The sequence below is a fragment of the Klebsiella sp. KE9456 genome (assembly GCF_043832615.1).
GTDB classification, from domain to species: domain Bacteria; phylum Pseudomonadota; class Gammaproteobacteria; order Enterobacterales; family Enterobacteriaceae; genus Klebsiella; species Klebsiella indica.
This window is the reverse complement of the sequence record NZ_JBDYQK010000013.1, coordinates 82,662-98,982: the sequence shown is the minus strand read 5'-3', so window position 1 is coordinate 98,982 and position 16,321 is coordinate 82,662. Positions and strand designations below refer to the sequence as shown.

Here is a 16,321-nt window from a genome sequence, read left to right as displayed (position 1 = left end):
ATCGCTGCGGCCAGGCGCGCAGCACCGCCCCGGAGAAGTCTGAACGGGCTCAGTGGCTTTTACGAATCAGATAGCGGTACGGCAGCGCTTCGGTTTCCTGCGCCAGCAGCTCATGTTCCATAAAGCGGCAGAAACCCGGAATATCGCGGGTAGTCGCCGGATCGTCAGCCACGATCAGCAACGTTTCGCCCACCGGCATCGTGCGCACGGTTTTACGCACCATCATCACCGGCTCCGGGCAACGAAGCCCCTGCGCATCAAGAGTATGGTCGGGGCTGGAGAAAAGTTCGCTCATTTTTATCTCACATTAACAAAACGGCCCTAGTTTACCCCTGGTTCGCCAGTTCGCAAGCCAGGTTAACGATTGCGCGAAAAACAACCATTGCATTACGCACACAACGCAGTATTATGCAGCCGTTTTATTGGGTTCCCTCACCCCAACTCTCTGTCCCTGAATAATTCGAGTTGCAGACAAGCGACGACGCAGTGAAGCGACGGCCCGTAAGGGCGAGGCTCATGGATGAGCCGAGTAACAAAGCTAACGCATCTGCAGCCTGAAGTATAACGGGCATAAAAAGGTCACAATATGAATCCGTTTACATCTCTTCAGCGTAAAAAAGCGCTGGTCTGGCTTTCGCTCTTCCATTTGCTGGTAATAACCTCCAGTAACTATCTGGTACAGCTACCGATCTCTATTTTTGGTTTTCATACCACCTGGGGTGCGTTCAGCTTTCCGTTTATTTTTCTCGCCACCGATCTGACGGTGCGGATTTTCGGCGCGCCGCTGGCGCGACGGATTATCCTCGCGGTAATGATTCCGGCGCTGATGATCTCCTACGTCGTCTCGGCACTGTTTTATATGGGCGGGTGGCAGGGTTTTGCGGCATTAACCCACTTCAACCTGTTTGTCGCCCGTATCGCTGCCGCCAGCTTTATGGCCTACGCGCTGGGGCAAATCCTCGATGTCCACGTCTTTAATCGCCTGCGCCAGAATCGTCGCTGGTGGCTGGCGCCAACGGCGTCCACTCTCTTCGGCAACATCAGCGACACCCTGGCCTTTTTCTTTATCGCCTTCTGGCGCAGCCCGGACCCGTTTATGGCGGCGCACTGGGGAGAAATCGCTATCGTCGATTATTGCTTCAAGGTACTGATTAGCATTGTATTCTTCTTGCCAATGTATGGCATGTTGTTGAATATGTTATTGAAAAAGCTGGCAGATAAATCTGATTTATCCGCATTGCAGCCAGGTTAAGAGTACTGGCGGAACGATGTGATAAGATAAGCGAATGAGCCGTTAATGGCCGTTTATCGAAAGGAAGATGTCAATGCGCAATTTGGTTAAATATGTCGGTATTGGCCTGCTGGTTATGGGGCTTGCGGCCTGTGATAACAGCGATACAAAAACAGCCACTACCGGCGCTGCCGCGGAAAGCAACGCCAGCGGGCAACCCATTAGCTTACTGGATGGCAAACTGAGTTTCTCCCTGCCAGCCGGTATGACCGATCAGAGCGGCAAGCTGGGCACCCAGGCTAACAATATGCACGTCTATTCGGATGCCACAGGCCAGAAAGCGGTGATTGTGATTGTCGGCGACAACACCCCTGAAGACCTGGGCGTGATGGCCCAGCGTCTGGAAGAGCAGCAGCGCAGCCGCGACCCGCAGTTGCAGGTCGTAACCAATAAATCCATTGAGATTAAAGGCCACACCCTGCAACAGCTGGACAGCATTATATCTGCCAAAGGGCAGACCGCCTGGTCTTCCGTCATTCTTGGTAAAGTGGATAACAAGCTGCTGACCCTTCAGGTCACGCTGCCCGCAGACAACCAGCAGCAGGCGCAGACCGCAGCGGAAAATATCATTAACACTATCGTCATTCAGTAATCACTGGCCTGACCCCGCAGCCTCCGGTTCCCTGACCGGGGGCCGTCTTTTTAACCACCACCCCAGCAGCAGCGCCACCGCCACCAGCCCTGCTGTCGCGAGATAGATCGATGAAATTCCCGTCCACGCCATCAGCAGCCCGGCAAGCGGACCGGTCATTCCCAGCGAAAGATCCATAAATACCGTATAAGTTGCCAGCGCTGACCCCTGATTCTGCTGCGGTACGGCTTTCACCGCCACCACGCCAAGCGCCGGGAACACCAATGAGAACCCGGCGCCGGCAAACAGTGTGCCGATTTTCGCCATCAGCGGCGTACCGGCAAATCCGACTAACAGCAGCCCGATAATCTCGACGACAAAACAGATCATCGCCACATTCAGCCCGCCGAGACGATTAATCCCGTTCGGGAACAGCAGACGCGTGCCGACAAAGGCGCAGCTAAACAGCGTCAAGGCAAAGGCCGCGCCACTCCAGCCTTTTGCATCATAAAACAGGGTAATAAACGTGGCGATAACGCCAAAACCGGCCGACGCCAGGGCCAGCGCCATTCCGTAGAGCCAGACGCGCCCCAGTACCGCGCGAAACGACATCGCTTTGCCCTTGCTCGCCTTCACTGCCGCTCTCGGCAATGCACACAGCACCGCCACCAACGCCACAGCCATAATCGTACACGCCAGACCGTGCAGCCCAATAAGGGTGTAACAGAGCACGCCGAGCGGCGCGCCCATCGCCATCGCCCCGTAGGTCACAATCCCGTTCCAGGAGATAACGCGCCCAATATGCAACGAGCCAACAACCCCAACCCCCCATAGCGTTGAGCCCGTCCCCGCAAAGCTCTGCCCGATACCAAGAATGACGCGTCCAAGACAGAGCAACAGCAGGCTAACGATGGGCCAGCCATGGCTAAAAACCGCTAACAGATAGCACAGACCACTCAAAAAACAGCCGCACAGACCAAAGACGACGATGCTTTTCGGCCCCAGCAGGTCGGCGTAGCGCCCGGCATGGGGACGGCTAAGTAGCGTCGCGAAATACTGGAGGCTGATCACTAGCCCGGCCCAGAATGCGCTAAAGCCCATCACATCATGAACATAACCCGGCAACACCGCCAACGGCAGGCCAATAGTCAGGTAGCTGGCAAAGTTAAAGATCACAACAGAGACAATCCGCAGATTGAGACGCAATCCATTGAGCGCCGGTTCGGCGACGGTTTCAGGCATCGGGTTCCACCAGATTTTTACAACAATGTTTCGTTTCTACCATGTTGCATGCTGAAAATCAGCAGCAAGATTAGGCTGTGTCCGGCGACAAGTCAGCCACTACACTTAATGAATATCATCAAAAAGGAACAGTGAATGGCAACCCCTCAGCCCGATAAAACAGGCATGCATATTCTGCTCAAACTGGCATCGCTGGTCGTTATTCTCGCCGGTATTCATGCCGCAGCGGATATCATCGTACAACTATTACTGGCGCTTTTCTTCGCCATTGTCCTCAACCCGCTGGTAACCTGGTTTATTCGCCGTGGCATCCGACGTCCGGTGGCCATCACTATTGTGGTCGCAGTGATGCTCATTGTTCTTACTGCGCTAATTGGCGTGCTGGCGGCCTCCATTAACGAATTCGTCGCAATGTTGCCGAAGTACAATCAGGAACTGACGGTCAAGCTCCTGCGGCTGCAAGAGATTCTGCCATTTTTGCATATTCACATATCTCCGGAGCGAATATTACAACGCATTGATTCCGACAAACTGATGACGTTAACGACCACGCTAATGAGCGGGCTGTCAGGCGCTATGGCCAGCGTCGTTTTGCTGGTCATGACCGTTATCTTCATGCTCTTTGAAGTCCGTCATGTCCCTTATAAACTGCGTTTTGCACTCAGTAACCCCCAGATCCACATCGCCGGTCTCCACCGTGCCTTAAAAGGCGTCTCGCACTATCTGGCGCTAAAAACATTACTTAGCCTGTGGACCGGGGTCATTGTCTGGCTGGGGCTGGTAATAATGGGGATACAGTTTGCGCTGATGTGGGGCGTACTGGCTTTTCTGCTCAACTATGTACCCAATATTGGTTCAGTGATTTCCGCCGTTCCCCCGATGATTCAGGCGCTACTGTTTAATGGTTTTTATGAATGTATGTTGGTCGGCGCGCTTTTCCTGGTGGTGCATATGATTATCGGTAATATTCTGGAACCACGCATGATGGGCCATCGGCTGGGCATGTCTACGCTGGTGGTTTTTCTGTCCTTGCTGATCTGGGGCTGGTTGCTTGGTCCAGTCGGTATGCTGCTTTCGGTGCCATTGACCAGCGTATGTAAAATCTGGATGGAAACGACCAAAGGGGGGAGTAAGCTGGCAATATTACTCGGACCGGGACGCCCAAAAAGTCGATTGCCGGGTTAACAGGACAACCTACCAACCACGGTAGTTTTTATCTTTTTATTTGGCGGTTAAACTGGTACACATGCAAAAATATGTACCCGTTTACCTTAAACAGATAGCGATGATGATATTGTCTCTTAGTCGTTCAACTCAAGAAGACGGGCACTAAAGCATTAGCCTGACAAAACAGATAAAAACAATAAATGTCCTTCAAATTAGATGATGCTTTATCGCAGATTATTTTCATTGATACACTGGGATGAACAACCTATACTTTGCAACGATATTGACGTGCCATTACTTTCCATTGAAGAAAGTCATAAATATTACAACATGATAACCCCATCATCCCGCGATCGGTTATGTGGTACTACCCACTAATTTGGCTGAAATAAAATAATTCATGGCCGCGGGTGATAATCTTTTCGAAGCTTATTATTCATACGTATAAACAATACTTTGATAGGGAGTTTTAATGAAACAGTATATTAAATGGTTCGCCGCTATCGCGGTTGTTGGTGCCCTGGCTGGTTGCGCGCGCACTGCGCCAATCGATCAAATTCATACCACTGTTAGCGCGGGACACACTCAGAACCAGGTGAAAAATGCGATCCTGAAAGCCGGTGTTCAACGCCAGTGGATTATGTCTGAAGCGGGTCCCGGGGTCATCAAAGCACGTCAACAAACCCGCGATCACGTAGCTGAAGTGCGGATCACCTATACCGCCACCAGCTATGATATCAAATACGACAACAGTCTCAATCTGCTGGCTTCTGGCGGGAAAATTCACAAAAACTACAATCGTTGGGTACGCAATCTGGATAAAGATATTCAGATCAACCTGTCAGCGGGCGCCAATCTGTAATTACGCTTAAAGTCGGGCCGCATCAGGCCCGATAATATTCTTCTTTACCATTCAACGGGCTGCCCCACATGTACGAACAGGACTCTCTCAGCGCACTGGATGCGATAACTGAAGCACAACGTATTGCATTTGCGCCAATGCTTTTTCAAACCGCGTTGTGTCTGCGAAATGCGGGCGTGCTCACCTGGTTGGATAAACAAGGCAAATGCGGCGCTACTCTCGAAGAGATTACCGAAAACAGCACCATCAACGAATATGCCGCCAGTATACTGCTGGATATGGGATTAAGTGGGCGAATCATCACCTACAAAGAAGGATATTATTACCTCGCCAAAATCGGTCATTTCCTTTTACACGATACAATGACGCGTGTGAATATGAATTTCACCCAGGATGTTTGCTATCAGGGGCTGTTTTATCTGGAAAATGCGCTCAAGGAAGGCAAACCGTCAGGACTGAAAATATTCGGCGACTGGCCAACAATTTATCCCGCGCTATCACAATTACCGCAGGCGGCGCGTGACAGCTGGTTCGCCTTCGATCATTACTATTCCGACGGCGCATTTGACGCCGCGCTGCCTTATGTATTCGCCAGTCGCCCGGCAACCCTGTACGATGTGGGCGGAAATACCGGCAAATGGGCACTACGTTGCTGCCAGTTTGATGAAAATATCGCGGTCACATTATTAGATTTGCCACAACAAATTGCACTTGCCCGTAAAAATATCGAAAATGCAGGATTATCTCATCGCATAGATTTCCATGCAGTGGATATGCTGGGAGATACGCCTTTACCTGGAGAGGCCGATATCTGGTGGATGAGTCAGTTTCTGGACTGTTTTTCTCCTGAACAAATTATCACTATTCTCAGCAAAATTGCCCGTGTAATGAAACCTGGCTCAAAACTCTGCATTATAGAGCTGTTCTGGGATACACAGAAATTTGAAGCGGCGTCATTTAGCCTGAATGCGGCTTCGCTTTATTTTACCTGTATGGCAAATGGCAACAGCCGTTTCTACAGCGTAGAGAAGTTTTATCACTATCTGGACATGGCAGGGTTCCAGGTGGATGAACGCCATGACAACCTGGGCGTTGGGCATACTTTATTGATATGCCAAAAGAAAAAATAACAAAGTGACGTTAAAAAAACGTCACTGGTATCACCGGATTACCGCGGACGCGCGTTGATGAAATTTGCACTAAACATAACAGACTGGCAGGCCAGAGCCCCAGGACTTAGCGAAGCGACCCACTGGCAGCAGTGGTCGCGGGAGCCGTACGCCATCGATCCCGCCGCGCCGCAGGCAAAACTGCACGAACTCCCGATGATGACCGCCCGGCGGCTCAGTTCCGGCAGCAAACTGGCGGTGGAGTGCGGGCTGACCATGCTGCGTCGCCACGATATCGACGCGGTGCTCTATACCAGCCGCCACGGCGAACTGGAGCGTAACTACCGCATCCTGCACGCGCTGGCGATGGAACAGGCGCTCTCTCCCACCGATTTCGCCCTGTCAGTACACAATTCCGCGGTCGGTAATCTGACCATTGCCGCAAAACAGCCGATTGTCTCATCCTCGCTTTCCGCCGGGAGAGACACCTTCCAGCAAGGGTTGTGCGAAGTGATGTGCCTGCTTCAGGCGGGTTATCAGCGGGTACTGATGGTCGATTTCGATGGCTTCCTGCCCGAGTTTTACCATCCGCGATTACCGCCGCAGATGCCGACCTGGCCTTACGCCGTCGCCTTTGTCATTGAAGCGGGGAATGCGCTGTCCTGCGCCACGCGGCCCGGCGCGCCTCAGGATGAAACGCCGCTTCCGCAAAGCCTGCTGTTTTTACAGCGTTACTTACAAAACGCCGACGCCTTTACGCTGCCGGGCGAGCGGGTAGAGTGGCAGTGGAGCCGCGCGTGAACACGCTTCTGGCGCGCCTGGATTGGGCATGGCGACTGGTGATGACCGGTTTTTGTTTTGCCCTGTTCGGCATCGGCGGGCTGTTGCTTTCTGTCGTGTGGTTCAACTTATTGTTACTATTGGTATGGAACCCCGTCAGACGCCGCCGCCTGGCCCGTCGCAGCATTGCGGCCAGTTTTCGCGCCTTTTTAACGGTAGCGAAAACGCTTGGCGTTCTGGACTACCGCATTGAAGGGAGCGACGTGCTGCGACAGGAGAAAGGGTGTCTGGTGGTGGCGAACCATCCCACGCTTATCGATTACGTGCTGCTGGCTTCCGTCATGCCCGAAACCGACTGCCTGGTGAAGAGCGCACTGCTGAAAAACCCGTTCGTCAGCGGCGTTATTCGCGCGGCGGATTACCTGATCAACAGCCAGGCCGACGCGCTGTTACCGGCCTGCCAGCAGCGTCTGGATCAGGGCGACACAATATTGATTTTCCCCGAAGGGACGCGAACGCGACCCGGTGAAAAAATGACGTTGCAACGCGGCGCGGCCAATATCGCCGTGCGCTGCGGCAGCGATTTACGCGTAGTGACTATCCACTGTAGCGAGCATCTGCTGGATAAGCAGAGCAAATGGTATGACGTGCCTCCCGCGAAACCTCTGTTTACCGTAGAGGTGCGCGAGCGGATCGCGATCGACCCGTTTAACGATGCAAATTTACAAGAACCGGCGCTGGCGGCAAGGCAGTTGAACCGGCATCTTTTGCTTCAATTACAACCAGGTGCTACACCTCTTTCAGGAATTAATGATGCAAGCGCTCTACCTTGAAATTAAAAATCTCATAATAAATACGCTGAATCTGGACGAGCTGTCCGCTGACGATATCGATACCGAGGCAGCGCTCTTTGGTGATGGTTTAGGACTGGATTCGATCGATGCCCTTGAGCTGGGGCTGGCGGTGAAAAACCAGTATGGCGTGGTGCTCTCCGCAGAGAGCGAAGAGATGCGTCAGCACTTCTTTTCCGTCGCCACGCTGGCATCTTTCATTCACGCTCAACGTGCCTGAGGCGAGTCCGTTATGACAGAACAACATGCCATTTATGAAGAAGTCTCCGCGCTTCTGGTCAAACTGTTTGAAATCGACCCTCAGGACATCAAACCTGAGGCGCGCCTGTATGAAGATCTGGAGCTGGACAGCATCGACGCCGTCGACATGATCGTGCATCTGCAAAAGAAAACCGGTAAGAAAATCAAGCCGGAAGAGTTCAAAGCGGTGCGTACCGTGCAGGATGTCGTCGACGCCGTAGAACGCCTGCTGAAAGAAGCGTAATACGCCATGTCAGGCGCTCACGCGCGTATGGGTATTCAGTTGCTGACCGGCCTGATGCTGCTGGCCTGGCCATTTTTGATCTGGTTTGGGCTGACGCATAACAGCCTCCACTGGCTGCTGCCGCTGATGGCGTTGCTGCTCTTTTTACGCTTTCGTCAGACCCGGCGACAGGCGGGGCCGCTGCGCGTCGTCACTCAGGTGGCGGCGGTGGCGGGCATAGCGCTTTGCGTCGCCAGCTATCTGCTTAAAACACATCAACTGCTGCTGTTTTACCCGGTCGTTGTTAACGGCGTCATGCTTGCCGTTTTTGGCGGCTCGCTGTGGACATCCATGCCGATTGTCGAACGTCTGGCGCGACTGCGTGAACCTGCGCTGCCGGAAGCCGCAGTGCGCTACACCCGTCGCGTAACACAAATCTGGTGCGCCTTTTTCATCGGCAACGGCGGTATTGCGCTCTTTACCGCGCTACACGGCGACATGGCGCTATGGACCGCCTGGAACGGCATGATTGCCTATCTGCTGATGGGCGCGTTGATGGCGGGCGAGTGGCTGGTGCGCCGCCAGGTGATTAAACGAGAAACACAATGAAGCAGACCCTTCCGCTCTCCCGCTGGCTCACCGCGCCACGCCCGGATGAAACGCCTGTTGCCTGGCTGGGTGAGGACACCTGGACGCTGGGCCACCTGCGCCATGACGTCGCGCAGCTGGTGAAACACCTGCAACAGCAGGAGGGCGAGCGCTGGGCGCTGTGTTTTGAGAACAGCTATCTGTTTATTGTTGCGCTGCTGGCAACGCTGCATAGCGGAAAAACGCCCGTTATTCCCGGGCATAACCGCGTCTCTCTGCTGGATGAGCAGCGCGCGCTGTTCAACGGCGTGCTCAGCGATAAGACGTCTGGCTGGCACGGCCCGCTGCTGGTGGTCAATACATCACGACAGTTCAGCACAGAAGCCTTCACATTCGACGATATTGCCGCCGATGCCTTCGTTGAATTGTTTACCTCTGGCTCCACCGGTCAGCCCAAGCGCATCATCAAACCCATCGCGCGGCTGGATTGCGAGGCCGAACTGCTGGCGATGCGTTTTGCCGACCGCCTGGCAGGCTGTCGCGTCGTGGCGTCAGTCGTTCCTCAGCATCTGTACGGTCTGACTTTCCGTATTTTCCTGCCGATGGCGCTCGGCCTGCCGCTTCATGCCGCAATGCTCTACTACGCAGAGCAGCTTGCCGCGCTAAGCCACGACCACCGCTATGCGTTTATCAGCAGTCCGGCGTTCCTGAAACGCCTCGACCACCGGCTCACGCCGCCGCCGGTCAACATGATCCTTTCCGCAGGCGGTATGCTGCCCTGGGGCGATGTCACGCAAACCGCCGCCTGGCTCAATATCTGGCCGGATGAAATCTATGGCAGCACCGAAACCGGCATTCTCGCCTGGCGCTACCGCCAGCAGGAGGAGATCGCCTGGCTCCCCTTCCCCGGCGTACATTTCCAGCCGGAGGGCGAAGCATTTCGCGCCTTTTCGCCGCTGATCGTGCAGCAGGACGGCCTGTTGCTCGACGATATCCTCCAGTTTGATGAGAACGGCCAGTTCCGCCTGATGGGACGCCGGGGGCGCGTCGTCAAAATTGAAGAGAAACGGATCTCGCTCAGCGAAGTTGAACAGCGGCTGCTGGAGCTGAAGGGCATCCGCGAGGCGGTCGCGCTGCCTGTTTCACGCGGCGGTCGTCAGGGCATTGGCGTTCTGCTGGTGCTGGATGACGAAACCCGCCAACAATGGCAGCGCTGCGGCGGCAAAGCCCAGGAGCTGACCTGGCGTCGTTCGCTGCTGCCGTGGCTGGAGCCGGTTGCCGTACCTCGCTACTGGCGCGTGATCGACGAGATCCCGGTCAACAGTATGAACAAGCGTGTCTATGCGCAATTACAGGAGTTATTTCATGATACCCCATGAAATTGAGCGCCATCAGGCACAACCCCAACAGCTTGAGATCGTCCTGCATCTCGACCCTTCCCTGTTCTGGTTCAGCGGCCACTTTACCGTGCAACCGCTGTTGCCCGGCGTCGCGCAGCTGGACTGGGTGATGCATTACGCCACCACGCTGCTCACGCCCGGCTGGCGTTTTCACAGCATTCAGAACGTCAAATTCCAGGCGCCGCTGCTGCCTGAAACCACGGTGACGCTGACCCTGAGCTGGCAGGAGACCCGCCAGCTCCTGACGTTTAGCTATCAGCGTCACGATGGCGACGCGCGGCATACCGCCAGCAGCGGGAAGATCCGGTTATGCCGTTGACCTTCACTCCCTGCGTGCTCATCCCCTGCTACAACCACGGCGCGATGATGGCGCGGGTGCTGGCGCGGCTACAGCCGTTTAATCTGCCCTGCATTGTGGTGGATGACGGCAGTGACGAAACAACACGTCGGCAATTAGCACAGCTGGCGGCTCAGGAACCAAACCTGACGCTGATCCGCCTGCCGGAAAACGCGGGCAAAGGCGCTGCGGTGATTCGTGGGCTACAGGCGGCCTCAGACGCGGGATTTACCCACGCGGTGCAGGTGGACGCCGACGGCCAACATGCCATTGAAGATATTCCGAAGCTGCTCGAACTGGCGCAGGAAAACCCAGCCGCGCTGATCTCCGGGCAGCCGATCTATGACGATTCCATTCCTCGTTCGCGCCTGTACGGTCGCTGGATAACCCACGTCTGGGTATGGATTGAAACGCTTTCGTTCCGGTTGAAAGACAGCATGTGCGGGTTTCGCGTGTATCCGGTCGCCCCTGTGCTGCAACTGGCGCAGCGCGTCACGCTCGGCAAACGGATGGACTTCGACACCGAAGTCATGGTGCGCCTCTACTGGCAGGGCAACACCAGCTATTTTGTCCCGACCCGCGTTACCTATCCGCTGGACGGACTGTCCCATTTTGACGCGCTAAAAGACAACTGCCGAATTTCACTGATGCACACCCGCTTGTTCTTCGGCATGCTGCCGCGCATCCCGTCTTTGCTGTTTCGCCGCTCGTCGCCGCACTGGGCGCGCCAGCAGGAAGTTAAAGGGCTGTGGGGAATGCGTCTGATGCTGCTGGTCTGGCGTCTGCTTGGGCGTAAGGCGTTCTCGCTGCTGCTTTATCCGGTGGTCGGCGTCTACTGGCTGACGGCAGCGCACGCCCGCAACGCGTCGCAACACTGGCTGGCCCGCGTGCGAACGCAACTGACGTCACGCCAGCGCCCCGTTCCGTCCCGGCTGACCAGCTTCCACCACTTTCTGCGTTTTGGCGAAGCGATGCTGGATAAAATCGCCAGCTGGCGCGGGGAGCTACAGTTTGGCCGCGATGTGGTCTTTGCGCCGGGCGCAGAAGAGACGCTCAACATCACGGCGCCAACGGGCAAACTGCTGCTGGCCTCGCATCTGGGCGATGTCGAAGCCTGCCGCGCGCTGGCGCAATTGCAGGGCAGCAAAACCATCAACGCTCTGGTGTTCAGCGACAATGCCCAACGTTTTAAACAGATCATGGACGAGACGGCGCCGCAGGCCGGGCTGAACCTGATGCCCGTCACCGACATCGGCCCGGACACCGCCATCCTGCTGAAAGAGAAGCTGGAACGCGGCGAGTGGATCGCCATTGTTGGCGACCGTATTGCGGTTAACCCACAGCGTGGCGGCGAGTGGCGCGTCTGCTGGAGCCGTTTTATGGGTCAGCCCGCGCCGTTTCCGCAGGGGCCATTTATTCTGGCCTCCATCCTGCGCTGCCCGGTTCAGCTTATTTTCGCTCTGCGCCAGAACGGGAAACGGCATATCCACTGTGAACCGTTCGCCGACCCGCTGCTGTTGCCGCGCGCCGAACGCCAGCAGGCATTACAGCAGGCCATCGACCGCTACGCCGAACGCCTTGAGCACTACGCGCTACAGTCGCCTCTCGACTGGTTTAATTTTTTCGATTTCTGGCAACTGCCGGATGCCAAAAACAAGGAGTAAAGGGTGCTTAACGATCCCCGTTTTACTGCTGAAGTAGAGCTGACCATTCCGTTCCACGACGTCGATATGATGGGCGTTGCGTGGCACGGCAACTATTTCCGCTACTTCGAGATTGCCCGTGAGGCGCTGCTCAACCAGTTCGACTACGGCTACCGCCAGATGAAAGCGTCCGGCTACCTGTGGCCTGTGGTCGATACCCGCGTGAAGTACCGCAACGCGCTGACATTCGAACAACGCATTCGGGTGCGCGCCCGCCTTGAAGAGTACGAAAACCGCCTGCGCATCGGCTACGAAATTTTTGATGCGCAGACGGGAAAACGCGCCACGACGGGTTACACCATCCAGGTGGCGGTAGAAGAGAAAAGCCGCGAGATGTGCTTCGTCAGCCCGGATATTTTGTTTGAACGTATGGGAGTAACGCCATGAGATTCCTGCCGCTGCTGGCGCTGATCATCAGCCCGTTCGTGAGCGCTCTGACGCTCGACGATCTGCAACAGCGCTTTACCGAACAGCCGGTTGTCCGCGCTCACTTCGATCAAACCCGGACGATTAAGGATCTGCCGCAGCCGCTGCGATCCCAGGGCAGGATGCTGATCGCTCGCGACCAGGGGCTGCTGTGGGATCAAACCGCCCCGTTCCCGATGCAGCTGCTGCTGGACGACAAACGGATGGTGCAGGTGATCAACGGTCAGCCGCCGCAGGTCATCACCGCCGAAAACAACCCGCAGATGTTCCAGTTTAATCACCTGCTGCGCGCGCTGTTCCAGGCTGACCGCAGCGTGCTGGAGCAGAACTTCCGCGTCGATTTCGCCGATAAAGGCGAGGGACGCTGGACGCTGCGACTGACGCCGATCACCACGCCGCTGGACAAGATTTTCGCCACGATTGACCTGGCCGGACAAACGTATCTGGAGTCAATCCAACTGAATGATAAACAAGGCGATCGCACGGATATCGCACTCACTCAACACCAACTGACGCCCGCTCAACTGACCGATGACGAACGCCAACGTTTTACCGCGCAATAGCCGTAAAAGCCTCGCGCTGCTATGGGGTGTCGCCTGCCTGATTATGTTGGGCGCATTGCTGACGCTGCTGCCCCAGTCACGGCTGAACAGCAGCGTGCTGGCAATGCTGCCAAAACAGGCTTTAGGGAATATTCCGCCTGGCCTGAACGACGGTTTCATGCAGCGCCTCGACCAACAGCTGGTCTGGCTGGTAAGTCCAGGTAAACAGGCCGATCCGCAGGTGGCGCGCGACTGGCTCGCGCTGTTGCAAAAATCCCACGCGCTGGCGGACGTCAAAGGCCCGATGGACGCCAACAGCCAGCAGGCATGGGGCGCCTTTTTCTGGCAGCATCGCAACGGCCTGATCGATGAGGCCACCCGCGCTCGCCTGCAAAACGGAGGCGACGCGCAGGCGCAGTGGATTCTGTCTCAGCTGTATTCCGCCTTCTCCGGGGTGAGCGGTAAAGAGCTGCAAAACGATCCGCTGATGCTGATGCGCGGTTCGCAGCTGGCGATGGCGAAAAACGGCCAGCGTCTGCGGCTGATGGACGGCTGGCTGGTCACTCAGGATGAGCAGGGGCACTACTGGTATCTGCTGCACGGCGAGCTGGCCGGTTCGTCGTTTGATATGCAGCAAACGCACCAGCTCGTCACCACGCTCAGCGCGCTGGAAGGTGAACTAAAAACGCGTTATCCGCAGGCGCAGCTGCTGTCGCGCGGTACGGTTTTTTACAGTGATTACGCCAGCCAGCAGGCGAAACAGGATATCTCCACCCTTGGCGTGGCGACGGTTCTGGGCGTGATTCTGCTGATCGTGGCGGTCTTTCGCTCGCTGCGCCCGCTGCTGCTGTGCCTGATATCAATTGGCGTCGGCGCGCTGGCCGGAACCGTCGTCACCCTGCTGATTTTCGGCGAGCTGCATCTGATGACGCTGGTGATGAGCATGAGCATCATCGGTATTTCGGCCGACTATACGCTTTATTACCTGACCGAGCGCATGGTGCACGGCAACGACGCGTCGCCGTGGCAGAGCCTCGCCAAAGTGCGCAACGCCCTGCTGCTGGCGCTGCTGACCACCGTCGCGGCGTATCTGATCATGATGCTCGCCCCTTTCCCCGGCATTCGCCAGATGGCGGTATTTGCCGCCGTGGGATTAAGCGCCTCCTGCCTGACGGTCATTTTCTGGCATCCGTGGCTGTGTCGCGGGCTGCCTGTGCGCCCCGTTCCGGCAATGGTGCTGATGTTGCGCTGGCTGGCGGCGTGGCGGCGCAATAAAAAACTGTCCATCGGCCTGCCGGTGGCGCTGGCGATCTTCTCGCTGGCGGGCATCGCAACGCTGCATGTGGATGACGATATTTCACAGCTACAGGCGCTGCCGCAGCAGATTCTGGCGCAGGAAAAAGCGATCACCGCCCTGACCGGGCAGAGCGTCGATCAGAAATGGTTTGTGGTTTACGGTCAATCCGCACAGCAAACGCTGGAGCGGCTGGAAGCCTTTACCCCTGCGCTGGAACAGGCAAAACGTGACGGGCTGCTCAACGGCTATCGCACGCTTCCGATCAACTCGCTCGCCCGTCAGCAGCAGGATCTGAAGCTACTGAAAAACGCCGCTCCGGCGGTGAGCCGCGCGCTACAGAATGCCGGGCTTTCCACGGTTAACCCGGATCTGAACGCCATGCCGGTAACGGTGGACGCCTGGCTTGCCAGCCCGGCCAGCGAAGGCTGGCGGCTGCTGTGGCTGACGCGGGAAAATGGCGAAAGCGGCGTGCTGGTGCCGGTAGACGGCGTGAAGCGGAGCGCCGCGCTGAACGCCCTCGCCACGCAATATTCCGGCGTGGCGTGGGTTGACCGAAAAAGCACCTTCGACGCGCTGTTCGCCCTCTATCGCAATGTGCTGACGGGACTGCTGTTTGTGGCGCTGGCGATCATTGCCTGCGGCGCGATGATCAGGCTTGGCTGGCGCAAAGGGCTGGTAAGCCTGGTGCCGTCAGTGCTGTCGCTGGGCTGCGGTCTGGCGGCGCTGACATTGAGCGGCCATGCGGTCAATCTGTTCTCGCTATTGGCGCTGGTGCTGGTGCTGGGGATCGGCATCAACTATACGCTGTTTTTCAGCAACCCACGCGGAACGCCGCTGACCTCGCTACTGGCGATTACGCTGGCGATGATGACCACGCTGCTGACCCTCGGCATGCTGGTCTTTAGCGCCACCCAGGCCATCAACAGTTTCGGTATCGTACTGGTCAGCGGGATTTTCACCGCATTTCTGTTATCGCCTCTGGCAATGCCCGGTAAAAAAGAGAAAAAAAGAAGATGATCAAACAAACAGCGCACTGGTTGAGACACCTTTTGCCGGATGGCGGCTTTGCCTTATCCGGCCTACGCCAGCGCACAAACCGCAGGCCGGATAAGCGTAGCGCCATCCGGCTGTTTCTGCTGATGACCGCAGCGCTCATTCTGACCGGATGCAGCCACTCGCAGAAAGCGCCGGAAGGCCGCCCGCAGGCGTGGCTGGAACCCGGCGCGCGCGTCACGCTGCCTGCGCCGGGCATCTCTCCGGCGGTCAGTTCGCAACAACTGCTCACCGGCAGCTTTAACGGCAAAACCCAGTCGCTGCTGGTGATGCTCAATGCCGACGAGCAAAAAATCACCCTTGCCGGACTGTCGTCGGTTGGCATCCGCCTGTTCCTGGTCACCTATGATGAGAAAGGGCTGCACACCGAGCAGTCCATCGTGGTGCCGCAGCTGCCGCCCGCCAGCCAGGTTCTGGCCGACGTAATGCTCAGCCACTGGCCGATTAGCGCCTGGCAGCCGCAGTTGCCGACGGGCTGGACGCTCACCGACAACGGCGACAAACGCGAGCTGCGCAATGCCAGCGGTAAGCTGGTGACGGAAATTATCTATCTGAACCGCAAAGGCAAACGCGAGCCGATCAGCATTGAGCAGCATGTGTTCAAATACCACATCACCATTCAATATCTGGGTGACTGAT

The 16,321-nt window shown here is 56.5% G+C and carries 19 protein-coding genes; 17 read left to right on the top strand and 2 right to left on the bottom strand.

Annotation, left to right across the window (positions count from 1 at the left end):
- Positions 1 to 49: 49 nt before the first annotated feature.
- Entirely contained in the window at positions 50 to 295 is a 246-nt protein-coding gene (gene tusA / locus ABK821_RS14975; protein WP_004106582.1) for a sulfurtransferase TusA, read from the bottom strand.
- A 291-nt stretch (positions 296 to 586) separates the two neighbouring features.
- On the opposite strand from tusA, the gene ABK821_RS14970 reads away from it, so the two are divergent.
- Positions 587 to 1,252, top strand: coding sequence for a 7-cyano-7-deazaguanine/7-aminomethyl-7-deazaguanine transporter (locus tag ABK821_RS14970; protein ID WP_343178071.1), 666 nt, complete (start codon positions 587 to 589; stop codon positions 1,250 to 1,252).
- 73 nt (positions 1,253 to 1,325) lie between these two features.
- Entirely contained in the window at positions 1,326 to 1,883 is a 558-nt protein-coding gene (locus ABK821_RS14965) for a DcrB family lipoprotein (RefSeq protein WP_138359370.1), read from the top strand.
- Here the strand turns inward: ABK821_RS14965 and ABK821_RS14960 are convergent, their stop codons facing one another.
- Positions 1,884 to 3,104: an MFS transporter gene (locus ABK821_RS14960; protein ID WP_138359372.1), complete on the bottom strand. Its 1,221-nt coding sequence runs from the start codon at positions 3,102 to 3,104 to the stop codon at positions 1,884 to 1,886.
- A gap of 135 nt (positions 3,105 to 3,239) precedes the next feature.
- Between ABK821_RS14960 and ABK821_RS14955 the strand changes: the two genes are divergently transcribed.
- The 15 genes from ABK821_RS14955 (at position 3,240) to ABK821_RS14885 (ending at position 16,320) form a co-directional block, all read left to right on the top strand.
- Complete coding sequence (locus ABK821_RS14955; RefSeq protein ID WP_138359374.1) at positions 3,240 to 4,289, top strand: AI-2E family transporter; 1,050 nt, start codon at positions 3,240 to 3,242, stop codon at positions 4,287 to 4,289.
- Between the two features lie 466 nt (positions 4,290 to 4,755).
- Entirely contained in the window at positions 4,756 to 5,133 is a 378-nt protein-coding gene (locus tag ABK821_RS14950; RefSeq protein ID WP_138359682.1) for a hypothetical protein, read from the top strand.
- Between the two features lie 68 nt (positions 5,134 to 5,201).
- The gene (locus tag ABK821_RS14945; protein WP_343178072.1) at positions 5,202 to 6,263 is read left to right on the top strand and encodes a class I SAM-dependent methyltransferase; all 1,062 of its coding nucleotides are present in this window, start codon (positions 5,202 to 5,204) and stop codon (positions 6,261 to 6,263) included.
- Between the two features lie 57 nt (positions 6,264 to 6,320).
- The gene (locus ABK821_RS14940; RefSeq protein ID WP_343178073.1) at positions 6,321 to 7,043 is read left to right on the top strand and encodes a beta-ketoacyl synthase chain length factor; all 723 of its coding nucleotides are present in this window, start codon (positions 6,321 to 6,323) and stop codon (positions 7,041 to 7,043) included.
- 41 nt (positions 7,044 to 7,084) lie between these two features.
- On the top strand, positions 7,085 to 7,855 hold the full coding sequence (locus tag ABK821_RS14935; protein WP_228096617.1) for a 1-acyl-sn-glycerol-3-phosphate acyltransferase: 771 nt from the start codon (positions 7,085 to 7,087) through the stop codon (positions 7,853 to 7,855).
- Positions 7,836 to 8,093, top strand: a complete 258-nt coding sequence (locus ABK821_RS14930; RefSeq protein WP_024131035.1) for a phosphopantetheine-binding protein — start codon at positions 7,836 to 7,838, stop codon at positions 8,091 to 8,093. Before ABK821_RS14935 ends, ABK821_RS14930 begins: the two co-directional genes overlap by 20 nt.
- A gap of 12 nt (positions 8,094 to 8,105) precedes the next feature.
- On the top strand, positions 8,106 to 8,357 hold the full coding sequence (locus ABK821_RS14925) for an acyl carrier protein (RefSeq protein WP_012135597.1): 252 nt from the start codon (positions 8,106 to 8,108) through the stop codon (positions 8,355 to 8,357).
- Positions 8,358 to 8,363: 6 nt separating this feature from the next.
- The gene (locus ABK821_RS14920; protein WP_024131036.1) at positions 8,364 to 8,945 is read left to right on the top strand and encodes a hypothetical protein; all 582 of its coding nucleotides are present in this window, start codon (positions 8,364 to 8,366) and stop codon (positions 8,943 to 8,945) included.
- Complete coding sequence (locus ABK821_RS14915; protein WP_114848079.1) at positions 8,942 to 10,303, top strand: acyl-CoA synthetase; 1,362 nt, start codon at positions 8,942 to 8,944, stop codon at positions 10,301 to 10,303. The genes ABK821_RS14920 and ABK821_RS14915 overlap by 4 nt, the downstream gene beginning before the upstream one ends.
- The gene (locus ABK821_RS14910; RefSeq protein WP_049011356.1) at positions 10,290 to 10,643 is read left to right on the top strand and encodes a beta-hydroxyacyl-ACP dehydratase; all 354 of its coding nucleotides are present in this window, start codon (positions 10,290 to 10,292) and stop codon (positions 10,641 to 10,643) included. The genes ABK821_RS14915 and ABK821_RS14910 overlap by 14 nt, the downstream gene beginning before the upstream one ends.
- Positions 10,634 to 12,325 (top strand): glycosyltransferase, encoded by a 1,692-nt coding sequence (locus ABK821_RS14905; RefSeq protein WP_343178074.1) that lies wholly within the window; start codon positions 10,634 to 10,636, stop codon positions 12,323 to 12,325. The genes ABK821_RS14910 and ABK821_RS14905 overlap by 10 nt, the downstream gene beginning before the upstream one ends.
- Before the next feature lie 3 nt (positions 12,326 to 12,328).
- Positions 12,329 to 12,751 carry a thioesterase family protein gene (locus tag ABK821_RS14900; RefSeq protein WP_012135602.1) on the top strand — a complete coding sequence of 141 codons (423 nt, stop codon included), beginning with the start codon at positions 12,329 to 12,331 and terminating at the stop codon, positions 12,749 to 12,751.
- The gene (locus tag ABK821_RS14895) at positions 12,748 to 13,353 is read left to right on the top strand and encodes an outer membrane lipoprotein carrier protein LolA (RefSeq protein WP_230009670.1); all 606 of its coding nucleotides are present in this window, start codon (positions 12,748 to 12,750) and stop codon (positions 13,351 to 13,353) included. The genes ABK821_RS14900 and ABK821_RS14895 overlap by 4 nt, the downstream gene beginning before the upstream one ends.
- Positions 13,322 to 15,646 (top strand): MMPL family transporter, encoded by a 2,325-nt coding sequence (locus ABK821_RS14890; RefSeq protein ID WP_343178075.1) that lies wholly within the window; start codon positions 13,322 to 13,324, stop codon positions 15,644 to 15,646. Before ABK821_RS14895 ends, ABK821_RS14890 begins: the two co-directional genes overlap by 32 nt.
- Before the next feature lie 122 nt (positions 15,647 to 15,768).
- On the top strand, positions 15,769 to 16,320 hold the full coding sequence (locus ABK821_RS14885) for a DUF3261 domain-containing protein (protein WP_096753934.1): 552 nt from the start codon (positions 15,769 to 15,771) through the stop codon (positions 16,318 to 16,320).
- Position 16,321: the final 1 nt, after the last annotated feature.